At 66.1% G+C, this 22,067-nt stretch carries 21 protein-coding genes; 10 read left to right on the plus strand and 11 right to left on the minus strand.

All coding sequences use genetic code 11. The annotated features are described in order from the left end of the window. Positions 1–228: 228 nt before the first annotated feature. Positions 229–2,631 (plus strand): UvrD-helicase domain-containing protein, encoded by a 2,403-nt coding sequence (locus tag SB751_RS06770; RefSeq protein WP_211943760.1) that lies wholly within the window; start codon positions 229–231, stop codon positions 2,629–2,631. 44 nt (positions 2,632–2,675) lie between these two features. Here the strand turns inward: SB751_RS06770 and SB751_RS06775 are convergent, their stop codons facing one another. The 4 genes from SB751_RS06775 to SB751_RS06790 all read right to left on the minus strand — a co-directional run bounded on the left by SB751_RS06775 (position 2,676) and on the right by SB751_RS06790 (position 6,131). Continuing rightward, positions 2,676–3,476: a BPSS1780 family membrane protein gene (locus SB751_RS06775; protein ID WP_144198106.1), complete on the minus strand. Its 801-nt coding sequence runs from the start codon at positions 3,474–3,476 to the stop codon at positions 2,676–2,678. Between the two features lie 6 nt (positions 3,477–3,482). Next, the gene (locus tag SB751_RS06780; RefSeq protein WP_410747874.1) at positions 3,483–4,469 is read right to left on the minus strand and encodes a homoserine kinase; all 987 of its coding nucleotides are present in this window, start codon (positions 4,467–4,469) and stop codon (positions 3,483–3,485) included. Positions 4,470–4,615: 146 nt separating this feature from the next. Beyond that, positions 4,616–4,987, minus strand: coding sequence for a DUF2782 domain-containing protein (locus SB751_RS06785; protein ID WP_144198108.1), 372 nt, complete (start codon positions 4,985–4,987; stop codon positions 4,616–4,618). A 196-nt stretch (positions 4,988–5,183) separates the two neighbouring features. Continuing rightward, a complete protein-coding gene (locus tag SB751_RS06790; RefSeq protein WP_186296840.1) occupies positions 5,184–6,131 on the minus strand; it encodes a TIGR00730 family Rossman fold protein in 948 nt (315 codons plus the stop codon). Between the two features lie 4 nt (positions 6,132–6,135). Here SB751_RS06790 and polA point away from each other — a divergent pair, with 4 nt between their 5' ends. The 4 genes from polA to SB751_RS06810 all read left to right on the plus strand — a co-directional run bounded on the left by polA (position 6,136) and on the right by SB751_RS06810 (position 12,596). Further along, positions 6,136–8,958 carry a DNA polymerase I gene (gene polA / locus SB751_RS06795; RefSeq protein ID WP_410747875.1) on the plus strand — a complete coding sequence of 941 codons (2,823 nt, stop codon included), beginning with the start codon at positions 6,136–6,138 and terminating at the stop codon, positions 8,956–8,958. Between the two features lie 204 nt (positions 8,959–9,162). Continuing rightward, the gene (locus SB751_RS06800) at positions 9,163–10,611 is read left to right on the plus strand and encodes an NAD(P)/FAD-dependent oxidoreductase (protein ID WP_410747876.1); all 1,449 of its coding nucleotides are present in this window, start codon (positions 9,163–9,165) and stop codon (positions 10,609–10,611) included. A gap of 117 nt (positions 10,612–10,728) precedes the next feature. Beyond that, entirely contained in the window at positions 10,729–11,604 is an 876-nt protein-coding gene (locus SB751_RS06805; protein WP_144198110.1) for a dienelactone hydrolase family protein, read from the plus strand. 182 nt (positions 11,605–11,786) lie between these two features. Next, positions 11,787–12,596, plus strand: coding sequence for a ZIP family metal transporter (locus SB751_RS06810; RefSeq protein ID WP_244844936.1), 810 nt, complete (start codon positions 11,787–11,789; stop codon positions 12,594–12,596). 27 nt (positions 12,597–12,623) lie between these two features. Here SB751_RS06810 and SB751_RS06815 read toward each other — a convergent pair whose 3' ends face one another. The 7 genes from SB751_RS06815 to SB751_RS06845 all read right to left on the minus strand — a co-directional run bounded on the left by SB751_RS06815 (position 12,624) and on the right by SB751_RS06845 (position 17,245). After that, the gene (locus SB751_RS06815) at positions 12,624–13,499 is read right to left on the minus strand and encodes a sulfurtransferase (protein ID WP_144198112.1); all 876 of its coding nucleotides are present in this window, start codon (positions 13,497–13,499) and stop codon (positions 12,624–12,626) included. A gap of 53 nt (positions 13,500–13,552) precedes the next feature. Beyond that, on the minus strand, positions 13,553–13,831 hold the full coding sequence (locus tag SB751_RS06820; RefSeq protein WP_211943757.1) for a hypothetical protein: 279 nt from the start codon (positions 13,829–13,831) through the stop codon (positions 13,553–13,555). After that, positions 13,828–14,079: a tlde1 domain-containing protein gene (locus SB751_RS06825; RefSeq protein ID WP_211943756.1), complete on the minus strand. Its 252-nt coding sequence runs from the start codon at positions 14,077–14,079 to the stop codon at positions 13,828–13,830. The genes SB751_RS06820 and SB751_RS06825 overlap by 4 nt, the downstream gene beginning before the upstream one ends. Positions 14,080–14,193: 114 nt before the next feature. Continuing rightward, complete coding sequence (locus SB751_RS06830; RefSeq protein ID WP_149135480.1) at positions 14,194–14,472, minus strand: hypothetical protein; 279 nt, start codon at positions 14,470–14,472, stop codon at positions 14,194–14,196. Continuing rightward, the gene (locus tag SB751_RS06835; protein WP_211943755.1) at positions 14,469–14,927 is read right to left on the minus strand and encodes a DUF2778 domain-containing protein; all 459 of its coding nucleotides are present in this window, start codon (positions 14,925–14,927) and stop codon (positions 14,469–14,471) included. The genes SB751_RS06830 and SB751_RS06835 overlap by 4 nt, the downstream gene beginning before the upstream one ends. A gap of 97 nt (positions 14,928–15,024) precedes the next feature. After that, positions 15,025–15,945, minus strand: coding sequence for a DMT family transporter (locus tag SB751_RS06840; protein WP_144198115.1), 921 nt, complete (start codon positions 15,943–15,945; stop codon positions 15,025–15,027). A gap of 196 nt (positions 15,946–16,141) precedes the next feature. Beyond that, a complete protein-coding gene (locus tag SB751_RS06845; protein WP_144198116.1) occupies positions 16,142–17,245 on the minus strand; it encodes an aromatic ring-hydroxylating oxygenase subunit alpha in 1,104 nt (367 codons plus the stop codon). Between the two features lie 487 nt (positions 17,246–17,732). Here SB751_RS06845 and SB751_RS06850 point away from each other — a divergent pair, with 487 nt between their 5' ends. From SB751_RS06850 to SB751_RS06870, 5 genes are all read left to right on the plus strand, one after another. Next, positions 17,733–18,035: an exodeoxyribonuclease VII small subunit gene (locus tag SB751_RS06850; RefSeq protein WP_144198117.1), complete on the plus strand. Its 303-nt coding sequence runs from the start codon at positions 17,733–17,735 to the stop codon at positions 18,033–18,035. Further along, positions 18,032–18,916 (plus strand): polyprenyl synthetase family protein, encoded by an 885-nt coding sequence (locus SB751_RS06855; protein WP_144198118.1) that lies wholly within the window; start codon positions 18,032–18,034, stop codon positions 18,914–18,916. Before SB751_RS06850 ends, SB751_RS06855 begins: the two co-directional genes overlap by 4 nt. Before the next feature lie 44 nt (positions 18,917–18,960). Further along, positions 18,961–20,880, plus strand: a complete 1,920-nt coding sequence (dxs, locus tag SB751_RS06860) for a 1-deoxy-D-xylulose-5-phosphate synthase (protein WP_144198119.1) — start codon at positions 18,961–18,963, stop codon at positions 20,878–20,880. Positions 20,881–20,992: 112 nt separating this feature from the next. Next, positions 20,993–21,799, plus strand: a complete 807-nt coding sequence (gene folE2 / locus SB751_RS06865; protein WP_410747877.1) for a GTP cyclohydrolase FolE2 — start codon at positions 20,993–20,995, stop codon at positions 21,797–21,799. An 83-nt stretch (positions 21,800–21,882) separates the two neighbouring features. Next, positions 21,883–22,067 (plus strand): transposase (locus SB751_RS06870; protein WP_410747878.1); only part of this gene is annotated, 185 nt, incomplete at its 3' end.

The raw sequence follows: 22,067 nt of genomic DNA on the forward strand, positions 1-22,067 counted from the left end.
GAGGTATGCGGGTCGGGGCTGGCCGCTGGGCGGACTGATCGGATTCCATCGAAAACAGTCGGGGCGCCACGGCGTCGGGCCGGGAAAACGTCAAATTATAGGGGAGGCGGGGGTGCCGGTGCGCATTTGCCGACGCCGACGGCCGCCGGGCACCGCTGGCGGCCCCGGTCCCCCCGGTATAATTGCCGCCATTCCCCGGCCCCACGCGGCCAAAAGGCCCCTTCCCCGATGTCCAGCCTGCTTGCCAATCTCAACGCCGAACAACTCGCCGCCGTCACGTTGCCCGATGAACCGGCCCTGATCCTGGCGGGGGCGGGCAGTGGCAAGACCCGCGTGCTGACCACCCGCATCGCCTGGCTGATCCAGAACGGCCGGGTGTCGCCGGCCGGCGTGCTGGCCGTCACCTTCACCAACAAGGCGGCCAAGGAGATGCAGACCCGGCTGTCATCCATGCTGCCCATCAACACGCGCGGCATGTGGATCGGCACCTTCCACGGGCTCTGCAACCGGATGCTGCGCGCGCACTTCCGTGACGCCGGGCTGCCGCAGACCTTCTCGATCCTGGACACCCAGGACCAGCTTTCCGCGCTCAAGCGGCTGCTGAAGTCGCTGAATGTCGATGACGAGAAGTACCCGGCCAAGAACCTCCAGTACTTCATCAACAACGCCAAGGAGCAGGGGCTGCGCCCCCGCGACGTGGAGGCGAACGACGATTTCAACCGCCGTTTCGTCGATCTGTACGCTGCCTACGATGAGCAGTGCCAGCGCGAAGGCGTGGTCGATTTCGCCGAATTGCTACTGCGCTGCTACGAACTGCTGCGCTACAACGACGCCATCCGCCAGCACTACCAGCACCGCTTCCGCCACGTGCTGGTGGACGAGTTCCAGGACACCAACGTGCTCCAGTACCAGTGGCTCAAGCTGCTGGCCGGCTATGGCACGGGCAGCGCGGCGGCGGTGTTCGCCGTGGGCGATGACGACCAGAGCATCTACGCGTTTCGTGGCGCCAACGTCGGCAATATGCGCGACTTCGAGAACGAATTCCGCGTACGCCACCTGATCAAGCTGGAGCAGAACTACCGCTCGCACGGCCACATCCTCGATTCGGCCAACCATCTGATCGCCCACAACGCGCGGCGGCTGGGCAAGAACCTGCGCACGGACGCCGGCCACGGCGAGCTGGTGCGGGTGTTCCAGGCCGGGTCGGACGGGCAGGAGGCCTCCTGGATCGTCGAGGAGATCCGCGACCAGATCGCCCAGGGGATGTCGCGCTCCGAGATTGCCATCCTGTATCGCAGCAACGCGCAGTCGCGGGTGATCGAGCACGCGCTGTTCTCGTCCGGCATCGCCTATCGCGTGTACGGCGGCCTGCGCTTCTTCGAGCGGGCCGAAGTGAAGCATGCGCTCGCTTATCTGCAATTGATCGAGAACCCGCGCAACGACGCGGCGTTCGGGCGGGTGGTCAACTTCCCCACGCGCGGTATTGGGGCGCGCTCGCTGGAGTTGCTCCAGGACGCCGCGCGCCAGTACAACGTCTCGCTCTCCGAGGCGGTGGCCTATGTGCCGGGCAAGGCGGGCAGCACGATGGGCGCGTTTATCCGCCTGATCGAGCAGATGCGGGCCGAGACGCGGCGCATGACCCTGCCGGAGACGGTGGAGTACGTGATCAACACCAGCGGCCTGATCCAGCACTTCCAGACCGAGAAGGAAGGTCAGGACCGCATCGAGAACTTGCAGGAACTGGTTACCGCCGCGCAGGCCTTTGTGGTGGAAGAGGGCTACGGGCTCGACGCACTGGCCAGCGTGCTACCCGCCAACCGGATCGGCGACGCCGCGCCGGTGCTGGCCGATGGCGACCAGGTGCTCCAGGTGCTCGATCCCGAGCAGTTGCCGGTGGTGATGACGCCGCTCGTGGCGTTCCTGACCCATGCCTCGCTGGAGGCCGGCGACAACCAGGCCCAGGCCGGCCAGGACGCGGTGCAGATGATGACCGTGCACGCGGCCAAGGGCCTCGAATTCAACGTGGTGTTCATCACCGGCCTGGAGGAAGGGCTGTTCCCGCACGAGAACAGCGCGATGGAGGCCGATGGGCTGGAGGAAGAGCGCCGCCTGATGTACGTGGCGATCACCCGCGCGCGCGAGCGGCTCTATATGTCCTTCGCCCAGAGCCGTGTGCTGCATGGCCAGATGCGTTACCACATCCGCTCGCGGTTCTTTGAGGAGTTGCCGGAGGCGTCGCTGAAGTGGATCACGCCGCCGGCGCAGGCCTACGGTTCGTACAGTGGTGGCGGTGGTGGCGGTTATGGCCGGGAGGGCTATGGCCGCAACCGCCAGGGCGGGGAGCGGGAGAGCGGCTGGGGCCGCGACTGGTTCAAGAAGCCCGAGGACGTGCCCTACAGCGGCACCCGGCCCACGGGCGGCATGGACACCGGCAAGACCTACGCCGAGGAAAAACGCGCAGCCGACACCGGCTTCCGGGTCGGCCAGAACGTATTCCACAACAAGTTCGGGGAAGGCAAGATCACGGCGCTGGAAGGCGAGGGCGCCGATGCGCGCGCCAATATCAACTTCAAGCGCCACGGCGCCAAGTGGCTGGCGCTGGCGGTGGCCAAGCTCGACACCATCGACTGAAGCCGGCACCCGGCCGGGGTTGCCCCGGCTAGGTGCCTAATACGTCACGTATTGACGTTCTGGGCGTCGGTGGCCTCGGCCGGCACGATGTTGAAGCAGCCGCGATAGGTGGCGTAGAACGAGCAGTACAGAATCGCCAGCATCAGCAGCGAGTACGGCGTGACCAGGAACGACAGCACCGTCTCCGCGCCGATCGCGGCGAAGATCACTTCCAGGAACAGCGGCAGCGCCACGATCAGGACGGCGAACAGCCCGGCGTAGGCGAAGAACGCGCCCCGGTTGCGCCAGCAGGCCGTCCAGCTGAAGAACAGCGCCTTCACCGGCGGCACGCCGTGCCAGGCGGTCAGCATCGGCGCGAACCAGAACAGCATTGCGATCGGCGTGTAGAGCGCCGCCCCGGTCAGCATGGCCAGGTAAAGCTGGCGCATCGCGTCCGGCGTGGGCTCCTCGCCCTTCAGCACCACTTGCGCCAGCGCACCGATATCGACCACCGACGTGGCGATCAGGCTCAGCAGGAACACCATCGCCGCATAGATGCCGCCCAGCACGAACAGGTGCCGCATGGCCTGCTTGCCATTGCTGCGGAACCCCGCCAGCAGCACCGTGGGGAGCACGCGCTTGCTCTGGATGACATCGCGGCAGGCCGTCATCACCCCCACATTGATGCCCGGCGTGACCACCAGCAGCGCGATGATGCCGAACAGCGGCACGAAGATCGCGAGCTGCGCGGCAATCAGGTAGATGAACAGCAGCATCAGGAACGCGAGCGGGTTCTTGCGGAACAGCCAGATGCCCTGGCGGAACCAGACGTAGCCTTCCTTGGCGGGAACTTCCAGTAGTTGCATGGCGAATCAGATCCAGGGGAGCGGTGCGTCGGCGTCGAGACGCTGGCGCAGGATGCGTTCGAAGTGGGTCGGATCGTGCGGCTGGAGCATGTCGGCCTCGCGCGGCAGGAAAAAGTCCCACAGACGCGATACCCAGAAGCGCAGCGCGCCCGCGCGGAGCATGTCCTGCCAGTGCGCGGCCTCGGTGGCCGTGAGTGGCCTCACCGCATGATAAGCCCGCAGCATGGCCTGCGCGCGGTCAACGTCCAGCGCGCCGGTGGGCAGGTCGATACACCAGTCATTCACGGTCACGGCCAGGTCGAACAGCCACTTGTCGTTGCCGGCGAAGTAGAAATCGAAGAAACCGCCGAGTTTCGGCGCGCCGCTGGCATCGGTGTCGAACAGGACGTTGTCACGGAACAGGTCGCAGTGGCACGGGCCGCCGGCCAGCGCGGCGTAGTCGGCGCTGCCGAAGAACGCGGTCTGGTGGGCGATCTCGCCGGCCAGCAACTGGCGCTCGGCCGGGTCGAGGAACGGCAGGATCTCGGGTTCGGTCTGGCGCCACCAGGCCAGGCTGCGCAGGTTGGGCTGCTGGCGCGGATAGTCCTGCCCGGCCAGATGCATGCGGGCCAGCATGGTGCCCACCTCGGCGCAGTGGCTGGCCTGCGGGGCCAGTTGCGAGGCCCCGGAGAGCCGCGTGACGATGGTCGCCGGCTTGCCCTTGAGCGCGCGCAGGATCTCCCCGTCGCGCGCGGCCACGGGCGCCGGCACGCTGATGCCATGCCGGGCCAGATGGTCCATCAGGTGCAGGTAGTACGGCAGCTGCGCGAAGCTCAGCCGCTCGAAGATGGTCAGCACGTACTCGCGCGTGACGCCATCCTGCTCCATGGTCAGAAAGAAATTGCTGTTCTCGATCCCGGAAGCAATGCCGCGCAGCGCGCGGACTTCGCCAAGGTCGTAGTCAAGCAGCCAGCGGGCGATCTCGTCCTGCGAGACCGTGGTGAATACGGCCATACTGTTTTATTGGTGCGAATCGGGCGCGGCAGGCCGTTCTGGACAAAGACCGTCCGCCGCCGCGGCATGACTGCCGGAGGGCCGGCGCGATCCGGTCGGGCGTTGCCGTCCGGCCGGGTCGTGGGTGAATAGGATCGTTGAGACGCTCAGAATTTCAGGTTGACCGACGGCACGCGGTTCACGTCATGGTCACGGATCTTGGGCGAGCTGTCTTCCGGCTTGCTCATCTCGTATTTGGTGCCCATGCCCGAGCGTACCTGGATATCGGTGGCCTGCCCCTTGTTCCGGTACTCGGTCACCTGGGTCCCATCGCGCTCGTGCAGCACGAAGCTCGGCTCGCGCGGCTGGTTGAGCTGGCTTTTGGACGCGGGCGCGATCGGCTGGTTGTTGATCTGGTTCAGCTCTTGTTGTGTCAGCGCACTGCTTTCCGCGTTGCCCTGTGCGGCGGCCAGGGCCGGCATGGTCAGTGCCAGCACGGTCGCGGCGAGCACGGCAGCCGGGTGCGAAGGGGAGGTCATCTGGGGCTCCTGTGCGTGCGGGCCGGCAGGCCCCGCCACGCGGATTGAGTCTGCGGCCCGGCGGCGCCGGACCTGGCAGACTGACAGGCTTCCATTCTAGCAATTCCTGCCGCCCACGGGCCGCTCTCGTGACCCCCGGGGCACCCCGGCACGTGCGTCCTGCGCCTCCTCGCCGACCGGAGACGCCGCCAATGCCTTACAGATAGAACATTTCTTCCTTCGGCGGGATCGGGTGGTCGCCGCCGCGCTTCTCGTAATAGTCATAGACCGCTTCCAGCACTTCCTGGGGCTCGTCCACGATCTTCATCAGGTCGAGGTCGTGCTCGGCGATCAGGCCCATCGGCAGCAGCGTGAAGCGGAACCAGTCCAGCAGGCCCTTCCAGAACCGGCTGCCGTACATCACCACCGGCACCGAGCGCGACTTGCCAGTCTGCACCAGCGTGAGCACCTCGGCCAGCTCGTCCAGCGTGCCGAAGCCGCCGGGCATGACGATGAACGCGTCCGAATTCTTCACGAAGGTGACCTTGCGCGTGAAGAAGTGGCGGAAGCGCATGGCGATGTCCTGGTACGGATTGCCCTGCTGCTCGTGCGGAAGCTCGATGTTCAGGCCCACGCTGGCGGACTTGCCGGCGTGCGCGCCCTTGTTGGCGGCCTCCATGATGCCGGGGCCGCCGCCGGAGATCACCGCGAAGCCGGCGTCCGAGAACAGCCGGGCGATCTCGATGGTCTTCTGGTAGTACGGCGAGTCCTCGCGCAGGCGTGCGCTGCCGTAGATCGAGACGGCCGGGCGGATCTCCGAGAGGTACTCGGTGGCCTCGATGAACTCTGCCATAATCGTGAACATTTGCCACGAGGCACGCGCCTTCTTTGCGGTGGCGCGGTCTTCATCCGCCAGCGCGCGCAGGCTTGGAATCATCTTGCGCGGGTTGGCGCGCGCTGCCGCCGCCGCGGCGGCTGCATCCTGGGCTTCGGGCGATTTGCCCGCCGCCGCGGCATCGGCTTTCGCGGCGATGGCGGCGGCATGCGCCGAGGCTTTTTCGGGCGGCGGGTTCACGGTATCGCCGGAGATGTCGGAAACGTCCGAATCGGCCAGGGGGCCGGTCGCTGCGCCGCCAGCGGGGGCGCCAGTCAATTTAGAGTCCATGGGAATGTCGGATAGTCAAAAAACGCTTTTGCTCGTCGATGGATCGAGCTACTTGTATCGCGCGTATCACGCTCTGCCGGACCTGAGGAATGGCGAAGGGCTGCCTACAGGGGCAATCTACGGCATGATCAACATGTTGCGCAAGCTGCGCAACGACTTCCCGGCAGAGTATATCGCTTGCGTGTTCGACGCCAAGGGCAAGACGTTCCGGGATGCGCTATACCCCGCATACAAGGAACATCGCCCGTCCATGCCCGAGGATCTGGCCAAACAGATCGAGCCGATCCACGAGGCCGTGCGCGCGCTGGGCTGGCCGATCGTGGTGGTGGAAGGCGTGGAAGCCGATGACGTGATCGGCACGCTGGCCTGCCAGGCCACGGCGCAGGGCGTGCGTACCGTGGTATCCACGGGCGACAAGGACCTCGCGCAGCTGGTGAACGACCACGTCACGCTGGTCAACACGATGAGCGGCGAAGTGCTCGATCCGCCCGGTGTGGTGGCCAAGTTCGGCGTGCCGCCGGAGCGGATCGTCGATTATCTCTCCCTGATTGGCGATGCGGTGGACAACGTGCCCGGCGTGCCCAAGGTGGGGCCGAAGACCGCCGTGAAGTGGCTGGCCGAGTACGGCACGCTGGACAGCATCATGGCCGACGCCGACGGCATCAAGGGCGTGGTGGGCGAGAACCTGCGCAACACGCTCGACTGGCTGCCGCGCGCGCGGGAGCTGGTTACGGTCAAGACCGACTGCGACCTCAGCGACGCCGTGGCGGACTTCCACGCGCTGCGCGAGCTGGGCGAGGACAACGAGAAGCTGGTCGCCTTCTTCTCGCGCTATGGCTTCAAGACCTGGCTGCGCGAGGCCACGGGCGAGTCCCTGCCGAACGCCCGCGCCGCCGCCCGCTCGTCGCGTGCCGGTGCGGCGCCGGCACCTTCGCCGCAGGGCGGGCTGTTCGATGGCCCGGCCGATGCCTCGGCCGACCTCCCCGCGCCCGACACCACCCCCGCCGAGATCCGCTACGAGACCGTGACCACCGAGGCCGCGCTCGACGCCTGGATCGCCCGGATCATCGATGCGCCGCTGACTGCCATCGACACCGAAACCACCTCGCTCGACCCGATGCAGGCCCAGCTGGTGGGCCTGTCGCTGTCGGTGGAGCCGGGTGAGGCCGCCTACATCCCCGTCGCCCATCGCGGCCCGGATGTGGCCGGCATGGAGAACCACGGCCAGCTGTCGCGCGAATACGTGCTGGAGCGGCTGCGCCCGTGGCTCGAAGACCCGGCGCGGCCGAAGCTCGGCCAGCACCTGAAGTACGACTCCCATGTCTTCGCCAACCACGGCGTCAAGCTGCTCGGCATCGCCCAGGACACGATGCTGGAAAGCTACGTGCTGGCCTCGCACCGTAACCACGGCATGGACAGCCTGGCCGAGCGCCTGCTGAACCTGAAGACGCTGACCTACGAGGAAGTCTGCGGCAAGGGCGCGAGCCAGATCGGCTTCGACCAGATCGACCTCCAGCGCGCCACAGAGTACGCGGCCGAGGATGCTGACGTGACGCTGCGTCTCCATCGCAAGATGCATCCGCAGCTGGAAGCGGCCAGCGGGCTCAAGTATGTGTACGAGAACATCGAGATTCCGGTCTCGGTGGTGCTCCAGAAGATCGAGCGCAATGGCGTGCTGATCGACGCCGCGCGGCTTGGCGCACAGAGCGCCGAACTCGGCCAGCGCATGATGGCGCTGGAGGCCGCCGCCTTCGAGGCCGCCGGGCAGCCGTTCAACCTCGGTTCGCCGAAGCAGATCGGCGAGATCCTGTTCACGCAGATGAAGCTGCCGGTGGTCAAGAAGACCGCCAGCGGGGCGCCATCCACGGACGAAGAGGTGCTGCAGAAGCTGGCCGAGGACTATCCGCTGCCCAAGCTGCTGCTCGACTATCGGGGTTTGTCCAAGCTGAAGTCCACCTACACGGACAAGCTGCCGAAGATGGTCAATCCGCAGACCGGGCGCGTGCACACGAGCTACGGGCAGGCCACGGCCGTGACAGGCCGGCTGGCCTCGACCGAGCCGAACCTCCAGAACATCCCGGTGCGGACCGAGGAGGGGCGGCGCATCCGCGAGGCGTTCATCGCCGCGCCGGGCAACGTGATCGTCTCCGCCGACTACTCGCAGATCGAGCTGCGCATCATGGCCCATATCTCGGGCGACGAGAACCTGCTGCGCGCCTTCGCCAACGGCGAGGACATCCACCGCGCCACGGCGGCCGAGATCTTCGGCGTGGAGCGCGAGGCGGTGTCCAGCGAGCAGCGCCGCTACGCCAAGGTCATCAACTTCGGCCTGATCTATGGCATGAGCGCGTTCGGGCTGGCCAGCAACCTCGGCATCGAGCGCGAGGCGGCCAAGCACTACATCGACCGCTACTTCATGCGCTACCCCGGCGTGGCCCACTACATGGAAGAGACGCGCCAGACCGCGCGCGAGCAGGGCTACGTGGAAACGGTGTTCGGCCGCCGCCTCTGGCTGCCCGACATCAACGGCGGCAATGGCCCGCGCCGCCAGGGCGCCGAGCGCGCCGCCATCAACGCGCCGATGCAGGGCACGGCGGCGGATCTCATCAAGCTGTCGATGATCGCCGTGCAGGACTGGCTCGAGGGTGACAACCTCGGTACGCGCCAGATCATGCAGGTGCACGATGAACTGGTGCTCGAAGTGCCGCAGGCCGAACTCGAACTGGTGAAGACGCGCCTGCCCGAGCTGATGTGCTCCGTGGCGACGCTGCGCGTGCCGCTGGTGGCCGAAGTGGGCAGCGGCAGCAACTGGGAAGAGGCGCATTGAAGGTGACGCCTCTCCTGCATGCGGATGCGTACAGGAGAGGCGTTGCGGTGAATGCGCGACACCATCGCGTGGAGGCTTGCCAGTTCTATTGCCGTGCAGCAAACTGGCATCAACGAACAGGATCCGCGCGGCGCCACAACGACAACATAACGCTCGCCGACGCGGGTCGACACCGGTTTCCAAATAGAGAAGATCGGGTAGACCATGAGCACCACGGATGGCAGTACAACCGGTAACGAGGTAGCAGCAGGCACGGCGGTACACATCGGTACACAGGGCGATACACAAGTCGAACCATCGCCCAACGCGCAGCGCGACACGCTGCGCGCGACGCAGGCATCCGCCCATCGCATCATCGTCGTGGGCGGCGGGGCCGGCGGGCTTGAGCTCGTGACCCGGCTCGGCGACAAGCTGGGCAAGCGCGGCCAGGCCCAGGTGGTGCTGGTGGACCGCTCGCCCACGCACATCTGGAAGCCGCTGCTCCACGAAGTGGCCGCCGGCAGCATGGACCCCAACACCCACCAGCTCGAATACGTTGCGCAGGCGCGGTGGCACCACTTCGAGTTCCAGCAGGGCGAGCTGACCGGTGTCGATCGGGCGCGCAAGGTCATCCAGGTGGCCGCGTGCGTCGATCTGGATGGCACCGAGCTGCTGCCCGCGCGCGAACTCCCCTATGACACGCTGGTCCTGGCCATCGGCTGCGTCACGCACTTCTTCAACGTGCCCGGCGCGGCCGAGTATGCGATTGCGCTCGATACCGTCGAGCAGGCCGAGCGCTTCCGCCGCAAGCTGATTGCCGCGTGCGTGCGCGCCCAGAATGGGCGGGGCCGTACCGGCGAGGATGGCCGGCCGCGCGTGGACGTGGCGATCATCGGCGCCGGCGCCACGGGCGTGGAGCTGTCCGCCGAGCTGCGCAACACCGCGCACGTGCTCAACGCCTACGGCCTGCACCAGCTGGACCCGCGCCGCGATGTGCGCATCCACGTGATCGAAGCCGGCCCGCGCATCCTGCCGGCGCTGTCCGAGCGCGTGTCCGCCGAAACCACCAAGCTGCTGCGCAAGCTCGACGTGGACGTGCTGACCGCCGAGCGCGTGACGCAGGTCACCGACGACGCCGTGCTCACCGCCAGCGACAAGCGCATCGACGCCGACCTGACGGTCTGGGCGGCCGGCATTACCGCGCCGGGCGTCCTCCGCACGCTCGGCCTGCCAGTCAGCAAGCAGGGCCAGATCGTGGTGGGCCCCACGCTGCAAACCGAGGCCGATCCGGACATCTTCGCGTTCGGCGACTGCGCCAGCTGCCCGTGGCCGGAGAAGCAGACCGCCGTGCCGCCGCGCGCGCAGGCGGCGCACCAGCAGGCCACCTTTCTCTATGACGCGATCCGCGCCCGCATGGACGGCAAGCCGCTGCCGCGGTTTGCGTTCAAGGACTTCGGCTCGCTGGTGTCCCTGGGGCACTTCAGCGCGGTCGGCAGCCTGATGGGCGGGCTGATCGGCGGGTCGATGTTTATCGAGGGGCTGATGGCGCGCTTCATGTACACCTCGCTGTACCGGATGCACGTGCTGGCGCTCCACGGTGCCATCGGCATGGGGCTCGATACGGTGACGCACTGGCTGCGCAGCAAGACCAGCCCGCGCGTGAAGCTGCACTGAGGAGCATTGGGGAGGAAGGGGCGGGGGCGTGGCACGGGGCGGCAAAGTGCGCTTAGAATCGCTGGCGTTGCGTGAGCACCGTATGCGTCACGCCAGCGAACCCAAGGAGCCCGCCCCATGCTGCAGCCCGAAGTGGAAAGCCTCGTCCCCGGCCAGACGTTCGATCGCCGGCGTTTCGTCAAGACCGCGCTGGGCTCCGCCTTCGCGGCGGCGGCCCTGCCGGTGGCGGCCGAAACCATCAAGACCGACTTCAACGGCCTGACCGCCGGCGAAGTGACCATCCCGTCCGGCGGCTTCAACATGCCCGCCTACCGCGCCCAGCCCGAAGGCAAGACCAACCTGCCCGTGGTGCTGGTGATCAGCGAAATCTTCGGCGTGCATGAACACATTGCAGACATTTGCCGACGCTTCGCCAAGCTCGGCTACCTGGCCATCGCGCCGGAACTGTTCGCGCGGCAGGGCGACCCGGGCAGCTTCGGCACGATCCAGGAATTGCAGACCAATATCATCGCCAAGGTGCCGGACGCGCAGGTCATGGGCGACCTGGACGCCGCCAGCACCTGGGCCGGCGCCCATGGCGGCGACCTGAACCGGCTCGGCATCACCGGCTTCTGCTGGGGCGGACGCATCACCTGGCTCTACACCGCCCATAGCCCCCGGGTGAAGGCCGGCGTGGCCTGGTACGGCCAACTGGTAGGCGAGCCGACGCCGCTCAAGCCGCGCAGCGCACTGGAGAGCGTCAACCAACTCCACGCGCCCGTGCTGGGGCTGTACGGCGGCAAGGACACCGGCATCACGCAGGAGCACGTCGCGAAGATGAAGGCCGCGCTGGTAGCGTCGCCCGATGCCAATGCGAAGGCTTCGACGTTCGTGGTCTATCCCGAAGCGGGCCACGCCTTTAACGCCGATTACCGGTCCAGCTATGTGGAAGCTGCCGCCAAGGATGGCTGGCAACGCTGCCTGGCCTGGCTGCGCGCGAACAAGGTGGCCTGAGCGGGAGCGAGCGGGGGCGATTGACCCTGCCCCGAGTTGGACATCGCGGACATTGCAAAGTCGGCGCGGACATACGTACAATGCGGCTTTCCAGTTTTTGCAACCTTGTTGCGTTAATCGGTATGCGGCGGACCTGACAGCCGCATACCGGGCGCCGGGAGCCCATCATCCATTCCACGCTTCTGTACATCCTGCTGGCGGCGACCATTTCGGGCGTCGGGAGCATTCTCGGGGCGGCGCTGCTGTCGCTGACCGTGGCCTCGCGCGTGGTCGAGCGCATGGTGAGCTTCTCGGTAGGGGTGTTGCTGGCCACGGCGCTGCTTCACTCGCTGCCCGAGGCGTTCGAGTCCGGCGCAGACCCGCGTGCGCTGTTCGGCACATTGCTGGCCGGCCTGCTGGGCTTCTTCCTGCTGGAGAAGATCTCGTTGCTGCGCCACTCGCACCACCATGAGGGCGACGGGCACCACCATCATCACGGCCATGACCGCGAGGAAGCGGGCCGCAGCGGCCTGACCATCCTCGTCGGGGATACCTTCCACAACTTTGCCGATGGCATCGTGATTGCCGCCGCCTTCCTGGCCGATCCCAAGATCGGCGTGGTGACGGCGCTGGCGATTGCCGCGCATGAGATTCCGCAGGAAGTTGGCGATTTCATCGTGCTGCTCAACGCGGGATTCTCGAAGGCGCGTGCCTTCGCGTTCAACCTGCTGTCGAGCCTGGCGGCCGTGATCGGCGGCGTGGTGGGATATTTCCTGCTGGACCAACTGAGCGGCTGGATTCCGTATGTGCTCGTGATTGCGTCGAGCAGCTTTGTCTATATCGCCGTGAGCGACCTGATGCCGCAGATGCAGCGCAGGCCGCGCCTCAAGGAGTCGGCGGTGCAGGTGGTGCTGGTGGCGGCGGGCATCGCGGCGATCGTGTTCATCACGAACGGCGTGCGCGAGGAGCACGACCACCACCGTGGGACGAAGACGGAGGCGGCGTCGCACTGACGCCGCCTCGCGTATTGGCGCCGGGATTCAGGCGCCGGTCGCTACCGGCCGCTTCGGGTCGGCGCACCACTCGCTCCACGACCCCGGATAGAGCGCCGCGCCGGTCAGGCCAGCCACTTCCATCGCCAGCAGGTTGTGGCAGGCGGTCACGCCGGAGCCGCACTGCATCACCGTATCGGCCGGCGCCTTGCCGGCAAACACCTGGCCGAACTCCGCACGCAGCGTCTCCGCCGGCTTGAAATAGCCGTCCGGGGCGAGGTTGTCCTTGAAGAAGCGATTCACCGCGCCGGGAATATGGCCGCCGACGGGGTCGAGCGTCTCGTTCTCGCCGCGGAAGCGGTCGGCGGCGCGGGCATCCACCACCAGCCGGGACGGGCTGGCGAGATTGGCCAGCAGCGCTTCGGCATCGACGGTCGGCACCAGCGACGCCTTGCGTGACAGGTCACCGCCGGTGCCGTTGTCGGTGTCCGTATCGGGCTCTGGGGTTGCCCCGCGCTCGAGCGGCAGCCCAGCCGCCACCCAGGCATTCTTCCCGCCATCGAGCACCGTCACGGCCCCATGGCCAATCCAGCGCATCAGCCACCAGAGCCGGGCCGCGAACATGCCGCCCTGGGCGTCATAGGCCACGACCAGCGAACCATCGTTCACGCCAAGCGCCCGCAGCCGCGCGGCGAACAGCTCCGCATCGGGCAGCGGATGCCGGCCGTTGAATCCGGTCTTGGGCCCGGACAGTTCGTTGTCGAGGTGGAGGTAGTAGGCCCCCGGCAGGTGGCCCTGGTGATAGGCCTCGCGCCCGGCAGCCGGGTCGGCGAGATCGAACGAGCAGTCGAACAGCACGACGTCGTGGCTGCCCTGGCTAAGCAGCGCATCCAGTTCCGTCGCGGAAATCAGTGGGTTCGGCATTGGCGTTAAGCATCGGGTTGAGCAATGCCGTCAATGCTACACCGCGCGCCGGGTCAACGTCGGCTGGCGCGTCGGCGGAGCAGGCGCCGGACGAGAAGGGCGAGAGCCGTGGCGGCGGCCACGGGGAGGAAGGAAAGGATCAGGTAGTAGTTGGTGGCGAGAGACTCGACATCGTCCATCTGCGGATCCGTCGTCATCCGTCCGATGACATCAGCCACCCACTCCGGGTAGTCAGGGAAGACGTCCGGGTAGTGGCTCCAGGCCATGGCATACAGGAACGTGGCGATCACCAGCCAGATTGCCAGTAGCAAGGCATTGGCGAGCCATTTCATTTGACCACCACTTTCCCATAGGCGCGGAAATCAGCGCCTGGGACAGCACTTCCTCTGGAGCGCTTTCCGCCTGTTTCACGATCGATGATGTAGTACGTGCCGGGTGGGATGGGGCCGAGCTTTACCAGGCAGCTGTTCGCCCGCTTGTTGATATAGGGGGTCTTTCCCGAGAAGGCAGGGAATGAAGCGCTGCCAACGCTAAATGCGCTTATCGGCTGGTCATTCAACACAAAACCGCACTGCTGCATGGCAAAGCTCCGTCGTTGGGTGCGACGGGGGACTCTACCCAGCCACGCTCAGCCCGATCTGACCATCATCAAAGCCGGGCGGGCTTTCAGCGTTCTGCTACACCTCGGGATCGATCAGTGCGGTTTTGCGCGTCGGCGGAGCTTGCGCCGGAGGAACAGGCCAAGTGCCGTCAGGACGGCCACCGGCGGGAACGAGAGGATCAGGTAGTAGTAGGTCGTCAGCGACTCGATGCCCCTTGGCTGATAGTCCCTTGTCAGCCAGTCGATGAAACGGCCCACTGACTCAGGGTATTCAGGGAAATAGTCGGGATAGCGGCTCCATACGAGCCCGTAGATATGCGTGGCGACGACCAGCCAGATCACCAGCAGGACTGTATTGCGGAGCTGACTCATCTGACCACCACTTTTCCGTAAGCGAGGAGCCGTGTTCCCGGGATCGGGAATTTCTTCGAGGCCGTCAGCAAATGACGGATGACGTGGAAGTCAGTAGGGCGCTCGATCGTGATGCAGCCCTTGCTGATGCCACGCCTACCTTTTGGGTGCAACCTAAAGTTGCCTCGACGAATTTCATTGCAAAACGTCCAGTCGTCCATGCGGCCATCGTCGGCGTATAGCGCGAACCAATCCGTTTGGCGTTCGTACCATTCGTAAAACCACCCCAGTCGTCCGCCAGATTCACGATCAACGATGTAGTACGTGCCCGGTGGAATGGGGCCATGGTCTGGAATACAGATGCTCGTTCGCTTGTTGATGTGGGGAGCCAGGCCAGAAAAGGCAGGAAACTCGGCACTTCCTGCACGGAACGCACTCATCGGCTGGTCGTTCAACACCAAACTGCACTGCTGCATGACAAAGCTCCGTCGTTGGGTACGACGGCAGACTCTACTCAGCCAAGCTCAGCCCGATCTGACCATCATCAAAGCCCAGCAGGCTTTCGGCGTTCTGCTACACCTCAGGATGCACTTCCGCCTCCGCCGACTTCACAGGCGTGGCCGGGGTCGGGTGCTTGTCGGTGTCGCGGGCGCGGGTGAGGGTGGTGGCGATGCCGCTGGCGATGATCAGCACCATGCCGAGCCACGAGATCCAGTTGAGCTTGTCGTCCCAGACCAGGATGCCCCAGAGGCTGGAGAACACGATGCCCGCGTACTGGAGGTTGGCGGTCAGGAGGGTATTGCCGCGCTTGTAGGCGCGCGTCATCGAGGTCTGGCCCAGCGTGGCCAGGATGCCGATGGCGAGCAGCAGCCCAGCGCCGTGCCAGGTATGGTGGCTGACGCCGGAGTAGAGCATCCAGACCAGCCCGCAGACCATGCCGACGGCGGAGAAATAGAAGACGATGCGGCCTTCGGGCTCGCCAAGCTGGCCGAGCTGGCGCACCTCCACATAGGCCAGCGCCGTGAACACGCCGGAGATCAGGCCGATGAGGCCGCCGGTCAGCTGGTCCTTGCCGACCGACGGCTGCAGCAGGCAGAGCACCCCGGCGAACGACAGCAGGATCGCGCCGATCAGCTTGCGGTCCGCGCCGCCCGCCGTGCCGGCCAGCGCCGCGCTGGCGCCCAGGATCAGCGCGATCCAGACCGGCGACATGTAGTTCAGCGTCATGGCCGTGGCCAGCGGCAGCAGGGTGATCGAGGTGAACCAGAGTAGCAGGGCGGTCACGCCGAACAGGCTGCGCTTGATGTGCGTGGCCATGTGCGGCGTGCGTACGGAAATGCCTTGCGAGCGCAGCATGATCCACATGATCGTCACACCGATGATGCTGCGATAGAAGACGATTTCGCCGGTGGTGTAGAACTCGGATGCCAGCTTGACGCCCACCCCCATCAAGGAAAAGGCGAAGGCGGCGAACAGCATCCAGAGCGATTGCATGGCGGGGGCGAGAGAGGTGGAACGGCAGCCGGCCGGGCTTCGTGGCGGCCGGCGCAGCGCGGGAAAACCCCGATTCTATCAGTGGCCAGATGGCCACTCCAACGCAAAACGGACCGTTTTCACGGTCCGTTTCGGGCTGGCTACAGGGGTTGGGCGAATAGCGGGCGATAACCGACCACTCACGCCTGCCGGCGCCTCAGCCGGTGTACCGCATGCTCCGTCGATACCACTCGTGGAAGTGCTGCATGCCGTCTTCCATCGGCGACTGGTACGGGCCGGTCTCGCTGACGCCGCGCTTCATCAGTGCCAGGCGGCCAGCGTCCATGCGCTCGGCGATCTCGTCGTCCTCGATGCACGTCTCCATATAGGCGGCGCGCTCGGCCTCGACGAACTCGCGCTCGAACAGCGCGATTTCCTCGGGGTAATAGAACTCCACCACATTGCGGGTCTTGCGCGGACCCACCGGATGCAGCGTCGAGATGACCAGCACGTTCGGGTACCACTCCACCATCACGTTGGGGTAGTAAGTCAGCCAGATCGCGCCGTGCTTGGGCAGCTTGCCGTTGTTGAAGCGCAACACTGCGTCGTGCCACTTCTGGTAAGTCGGGCTACCTGGCCGCTTCAGGCCCTGGTGCAGGCCCACGGTCTGCACACTGTGCCATTCGCCGAACTCCCAGGTCAGGTCGTCGCACGAGACGAAGCTGCCCAGGCCCGGGTGGAACGGCACGACGTGGTAGTCCTCCAGATAGACCTCGATGAAGGTCTTCCAGTTGTAGTCGCACTCGTGCACTTCCACGTGGTCGAGCATGTAGCCGTCGAAGTTCAGGTCCTCGGCCACGCCCATGCGAGCGAGGTCCGCGCGCACATCGCGGGCGCCCTCGAACAGCAGGCCGTTCCAGTTCTGGAGCGGCGACCGGTTCAGGTGGACGCACGGCTGCTGCGCGAAATGCGGCGCGCCGAGCAGGTCACCCTTGAGGTCGTAGGTCCAGCGATGGAGCGGGCAGACGATGTTCTTGGCGTTGCCGCGGCCGTTCAGCATGATGGCCTGACGGTGGCGGCACACATTCGACAGCAGCTCGATGCCGTCCGGATTGCGGACCAGCATGCGGCCCTCGTCCTCGGCGGCGAGCGTGTGGAAATCGCCCGTCTCCGGGACCATCAGCGTATGGCCGACGTATCCCGGGCCTTTCCTGAACAGCAGTTCCAGTTCTTGTTGATGCAGCGCCTCGTCAAAGTAGACATCCACGGGCAACTGCGAATCAGCCGGCGCCAGCTTGAGCGCGGTGCTGAGATTGGACATTATCCCCACTCCCTAGTAACAGGCGAAAGCAGTGAACAACCCAACCATCGAAATATGAAATCGATTTGGGAAACCCTGTCAGACGAGCCGGGCGCGGTCCGGTTCCCCGGCGTGACTGGCCGAAACTTGAGGTTCGGTGCAGGCGGGCACAGGGCGGGAGCTGCGTTACACAAAGCACTTAAAAGCTGGCAACGGGCGACCCCTGGCACGGCGCCGCCGATCTCGCTGACGAGGGCGGAATTGTACCCGAGCCAAAAACTTAAGGGTCTGATTATTTTGCCTTTTTAGCGAAAAAGTCGACCCGGGTCGTCATGGAGGTGCCCTTTGGGGCGCATTCGGAATGACGACCATAGCGCACAAGTCACTTCCGTGAAATGGAGTGATTCATGCATAACATCGCGTGTGCGTGCGCCACGTTGGCGATACGTATCTGCGGCCAAGTCCGGGATTGGCGTAAAATCCCGAATTCCCCTGAACAAGGCCCGACATGCCAAAACCGACGACCGCACAGGTCCAGCCTGACGACGCGCCCGCAGCCGGCGCGCAGCCAGCCTCTTACGAGGCCGCCATGGCGGAGCTGGAAACCCTCGTGGCCAGCATGGAAAGCGGCGAACTGCCCCTCGAGGCCTCTCTCACCGCGTATCGCCGCGGTGCCGAACTGGTGCGCTACTGCCAGCAGAGCCTGGAGCGGGTGGCGCAGCAGGTCAAAGTACTGGAGGGCGACGCGCTGAAGCCGCTGGCTGGCGAGTCCCGTCCTGATAACAACAGCAACGGCACAGATTTCGAATGAGCGATTTCGCTACCTGGATGCGGGCGCAGGGCGCCCGGACCGAGGCCGCCCTGGACTCGGCACTGCCGTCCACGGACACAATTCCACACACCTTGCACGAGGCCATGCGCTATGCTGTCCTCGGCGGTGGCAAGCGGGTGCGCCCGCTGCTGGTACATGCGGCCGGCGAAGTGGCCGGTGCCACACCCGAGGCATGTGACGCGGCAGCCTGCGCGGTGGAGATGATCCACGCCTACTCGCTGGTCCACGACGACATGCCCTGCATGGACGACGACGACCTGCGGCGCGGGCGCCCCACGGTGCACAAGGCCTATGACGAGGCTACCGCGCTGCTGGTGGGTGACGCATTGCAGACCCAGGCGTTCATCCTGCTGGCCCGCACCCCGGCACTGGCGCCCGAAGCGCGCCTGAAGCTGGTGGATGAGCTGGCTGTGGCCTCGGGCTCGGTCGGCATGGCCGGCGGACAGGCCATCGACCTGCAGAACGTGGGCCTGGCGATGTCGCGCGACGCGCTGGAAGCCATGCACCGGATGAAGACCGGCGCCCTGCTGCGCGCGAGCGTGCGCATGGGGGCGTTGTGTGGAAACATCGATCCGGCCGGCCTGGCCGCGCTGGACCGCTATGCGGCCGCCGTGGGATTGGCGTTCCAGGTAGTTGACGATATTCTCGACGTCACGGCCGATACGGCGACCCTCGGCAAGACCGCCGGCAAGGACGCCGCCAATGACAAGCCGACCTATGTGTCGCTGATGGGCCTCGATGCCGCGCGCGAGCTGGCCGCCCAGTTGCGCACCGATGCCCACGAGGCATTGGCGGGATTCGGCACCCGGGCTGGCCGGCTGGCCGAACTGGCCGACCTGATCGTGCTGCGCTCCAATTGAACTGACAAGCCGGACATAGAGAATCCGGCGGCCGAACGGACATCATGACCTACACGCTGCTCAACAAAATCGACGCCCCCGCAGACCTGCGCAAGCTGGATCGCCGCCAGCTCAACACGCTGGCTGACGAACTGCGCGCCTATGTGCTGGAATCGGTCTCCCAGACCGGCGGGCACCTGTCGTCCAACCTCGGCACGGTGGAGCTGACCATTGCGCTCCACTATGTGTTCGATACCCCGTCCGACCGCGTGGTCTGGGACGTGGGCCACCAGAGCTACCCCCACAAGATCCTGACCGGCCGCCGCGACCGCATGTCCACGCTGCGCCAGTACGGCGGTATCTCGGGCTTCCCGCGCCGCGCGGAGAGCGAGTTCGATACCTTCGGTACCGCGCACTCGTCCACCTCGATCTCGGCCGCACTGGGCATGGCCCTGGGCGCCCGCACCAAGGGCGAGAAGCGCGTAGGCATCGCCGTGATCGGCGACGGCGCAATGACCGCCGGCATGGCCTTCGAGGCCATGAACAACGCCGGCGTCTACAAGGACCTGCCGCTGCTGGTGGTGCTGAACGACAACGACATGTCGATCTCGCCGCCGGTGGGCATGCTGAACCGCCACCTCGCGCGCCTGCTCTCCGGCCAGTTCTACGCGGCCACCAAGAAGGGCATCGAGCGCGTGCTGTCGGTGGCGCCGCCGGTGCTGGAATTCGCAAAACGGCTGGAAGAACATGCCAAGGGCATGGTCGTGCCGGCCACGCTGTTCGAGGAGTTCGGCTTCGACTACATCGGCCCGATCGACGGTCACGACCTCGACTCGCTGGTGCCGACGCTCCAGAACATCCGCCAGCGCGCGCTGGAAGGCCACGGCCCGCAGTTCCTGCACGTGGTGACCAAGAAGGGCCAGGGCTACAAGCTGGCCGAAGCCGACCCGATCCTGTACCACGGCCCCGGCAAGTTCAATCCGGCCGAGGGCATCCGTCCGTCGGCCAAGCCGTCGCGCAAGACCTACACGCAGGTTTTCGGCGAATGGCTATGCGACATGGCCGCCGCCGACAAGCGCCTGATCGGCGTGACGCCGGCCATGCGCGAGGGCTCGGGCATGGTCGAGTTCGAGAAGCGCTTCCCGGACCGCTACTACGACGTGGGCATCGCCGAGCAGCACGCGGTGACCTTCGCCGGCGGCCTGGCCTGCGAGGGCCTGAAGCCCGTCGTGGCGATCTACTCCACCTTCCTGCAGCGCGGTTATGACCAGCTGATCCACGACGTGGCGCTGCAGAACCTGCCCGTGGTGTTCGCGCTGGACCGCGCCGGCCTGGTGGGCGCCGATGGCGCCACGCACGCCGGTGCCTACGACATCGCCTACCTGCGCTGCATCCCCAATATGATGGTGATGACGCCGGCCGACGAGAACGAGTGCCGCCAGTTGCTGACCACGGCGTTCCAGCAGGATTGCCCGACCGCCGTGCGCTATCCGCGCGGCGCCGGCGCCGGCGTGGCCACCGAGGCCGCACTGACCGCGCTGCCGGTGGGCAAGGGTGAGATGCGCCGCGAGGGCCATGCCCGCGCGGGCCAGCGCGTGGCGTTCCTGGCGTTCGGCTCGATGCTGCACCCGGCACTGGGCGCGGCCGAGGCGCTGGACGCCTCCGTGGCCAACATGCGCTTCGTCAAGCCGCTGGACGTGGAGCTGGTGAAGTCGCTGGCCGCTAACCACGACTACCTCGTGACCGTGGAAGAGGGCAGCACGATGGGCGGTGCCGGCAGCGCGGTGCTTGAGGCGCTGGCCGAGGCCGGCATCGACATTCCGGTGCTGGTGCTGGGCCTGCCCGACAAGTTCATCGATCATGGCGATCCGGCGTTCCTGCTGTCGCAGTGCGGCCTCGACGCCGCCGGCATCGAGCGTTCTGTGCGCGAGCGCTTCGCCATCGCCGAGGCGCCCGTCAAGGTCGCCACGCCGCGCGTGGCCTGACCCGCACGGCATTACCAGGCAGTAAAAGCCGGCGCGGCTCATCCCGCGCCGGTTTCTTTTTTCACACTCGTTGCGCGGGGGATGACCGCCGCGACCGTAAAGGAAACCGTAGATGAACGACATCAATCCCGCCTTCGTCATGCCCGACGTGCAGTCGAGCGTCGATACCCGCCAGATCGTGATCCAGCGCGTGGGCGTCAAGGGCGTACGCTATCCGCTCACGCTGAAGACCCCGGCCGGCGTAGTGGCCACCGTGGGCACCTTCGATCTCGATGTGCGCCTGCCGGCGGACCAGAAGGGCACGCATATGTCGCGCTTCGTGGCGCTGCTCGAGGACTACCGCGCCCCGCTCGACCTGGCCGCATTCCGCACGCTGCTGGACGACATGCTGGTGCGCCTGGAAGCCGACGCCGGCCGCATCGAGGTCACGTTCCCGTACTTCATCTCGAAGACCGCGCCGGTGTCCGGCGTGGAATCGCTGATGGACTACGCGGTCACGCTGACCGGCGAGGTCCGCGACGGCCAATCGCGCCTGTGGCTGACCGCGCTGGTGCCGGTGACCAGCCTGTGCCCGTGCTCGAAGAAGATCTCGCAGTACGGCGCGCACAACCAGCGCTCGCATATCACGATGCGCGTGGAACTGGTCGGCGACCTGCCCGTGGAAGCGCTGGTGCGCATGGCCGAGGAAGAGGCGTCGTGCGAGCTGTGGGGCCTGCTCAAGCGCCCCGACGAGAAGTTCGTGACCGAGCGCGCCTACGAGAACCCGAAGTTCGTCGAGGACCTCGTGCGGGACATCGCAATGCGGCTCAATGCCGATGCGCGGATCGTTGCCTACACGCTGGAAGCGGAGAATTTCGAGTCGATCCACAATCACAGCGCCTACGCCGTGATCGAGCACGACAAGCGGCAGCCCGCCTGAGCGCGTCGTCGCAAAGAAAAAAGCCACCCTCGTGAACTGCACCCCAAAAGTTGGACACCCGTCCAACCTTTGGGGTGTTTTTCATGGCGAAGTACGATGAGCGGTTCAAGCTCAAGCTGGTAAGGCAGTATCTGGCTGGGCCGGATGGCTTCAAGGCGATCGCGGCGCAGTATGGAGTGGGCCACAAGCTGGTGCAGCGTTGGGTGGCGAGCTACCGCCAGCATGGCCAAGACGGGCTGCGCAAGAAGCGCAATCCCTACAGCACTGA

This window comes from Cupriavidus sp. SIMBA_020, assembly GCF_046535395.1.
GTDB lineage: Bacteria > Pseudomonadota > Gammaproteobacteria > Burkholderiales > Burkholderiaceae > Cupriavidus > Cupriavidus campinensis.

Coding starts and splice junctions, on each gene's coding strand:
- SB751_RS06770 (WP_211943760.1), top strand. CDS start 229: ATGTCCAGCCTGCTTGCCAATCTCAACGCCGAACAACTCGCCGCCGTC.
- SB751_RS06775 (WP_144198106.1), bottom strand. CDS start 3,476: ATGCAACTACTGGAAGTTCCCGCCAAGGAAGGCTACGTCTGGTTCCGC.
- SB751_RS06780 (WP_410747874.1), bottom strand. CDS start 4,469: ATGGCCGTATTCACCACGGTCTCGCAGGACGAGATCGCCCGCTGGCTG.
- SB751_RS06785 (WP_144198108.1), bottom strand. CDS start 4,987: ATGACCTCCCCTTCGCACCCGGCTGCCGTGCTCGCCGCGACCGTGCTG.
- SB751_RS06790 (WP_186296840.1), bottom strand. CDS start 6,131: ATGGACTCTAAATTGACTGGCGCCCCCGCTGGCGGCGCAGCGACCGGC.
- polA (WP_410747875.1), top strand. CDS start 6,136: ATGTCGGATAGTCAAAAAACGCTTTTGCTCGTCGATGGATCGAGCTAC.
- SB751_RS06800 (WP_410747876.1), top strand. CDS start 9,163: ATGAGCACCACGGATGGCAGTACAACCGGTAACGAGGTAGCAGCAGGC.
- SB751_RS06805 (WP_144198110.1), top strand. CDS start 10,729: ATGCTGCAGCCCGAAGTGGAAAGCCTCGTCCCCGGCCAGACGTTCGAT.
- SB751_RS06815 (WP_144198112.1), bottom strand. CDS start 13,499: ATGCCGAACCCACTGATTTCCGCGACGGAACTGGATGCGCTGCTTAGC.
- SB751_RS06820 (WP_211943757.1), bottom strand. CDS start 13,831: ATGAAATGGCTCGCCAATGCCTTGCTACTGGCAATCTGGCTGGTGATC.
- SB751_RS06825 (WP_211943756.1), bottom strand. CDS start 14,079: ATGCAGCAGTGCGGTTTTGTGTTGAATGACCAGCCGATAAGCGCATTT.
- SB751_RS06830 (WP_149135480.1), bottom strand. CDS start 14,472: ATGAGTCAGCTCCGCAATACAGTCCTGCTGGTGATCTGGCTGGTCGTC.
- SB751_RS06835 (WP_211943755.1), bottom strand. CDS start 14,927: ATGCAGCAGTGCAGTTTGGTGTTGAACGACCAGCCGATGAGTGCGTTC.
- SB751_RS06840 (WP_144198115.1), bottom strand. CDS start 15,945: ATGCAATCGCTCTGGATGCTGTTCGCCGCCTTCGCCTTTTCCTTGATG.
- SB751_RS06845 (WP_144198116.1), bottom strand. CDS start 17,245: ATGTCCAATCTCAGCACCGCGCTCAAGCTGGCGCCGGCTGATTCGCAG.
- SB751_RS06850 (WP_144198117.1), top strand. CDS start 17,733: ATGCCAAAACCGACGACCGCACAGGTCCAGCCTGACGACGCGCCCGCA.
- SB751_RS06855 (WP_144198118.1), top strand. CDS start 18,032: ATGAGCGATTTCGCTACCTGGATGCGGGCGCAGGGCGCCCGGACCGAG.
- dxs (WP_144198119.1), top strand. CDS start 18,961: ATGACCTACACGCTGCTCAACAAAATCGACGCCCCCGCAGACCTGCGC.
- folE2 (WP_410747877.1), top strand. CDS start 20,993: ATGAACGACATCAATCCCGCCTTCGTCATGCCCGACGTGCAGTCGAGC.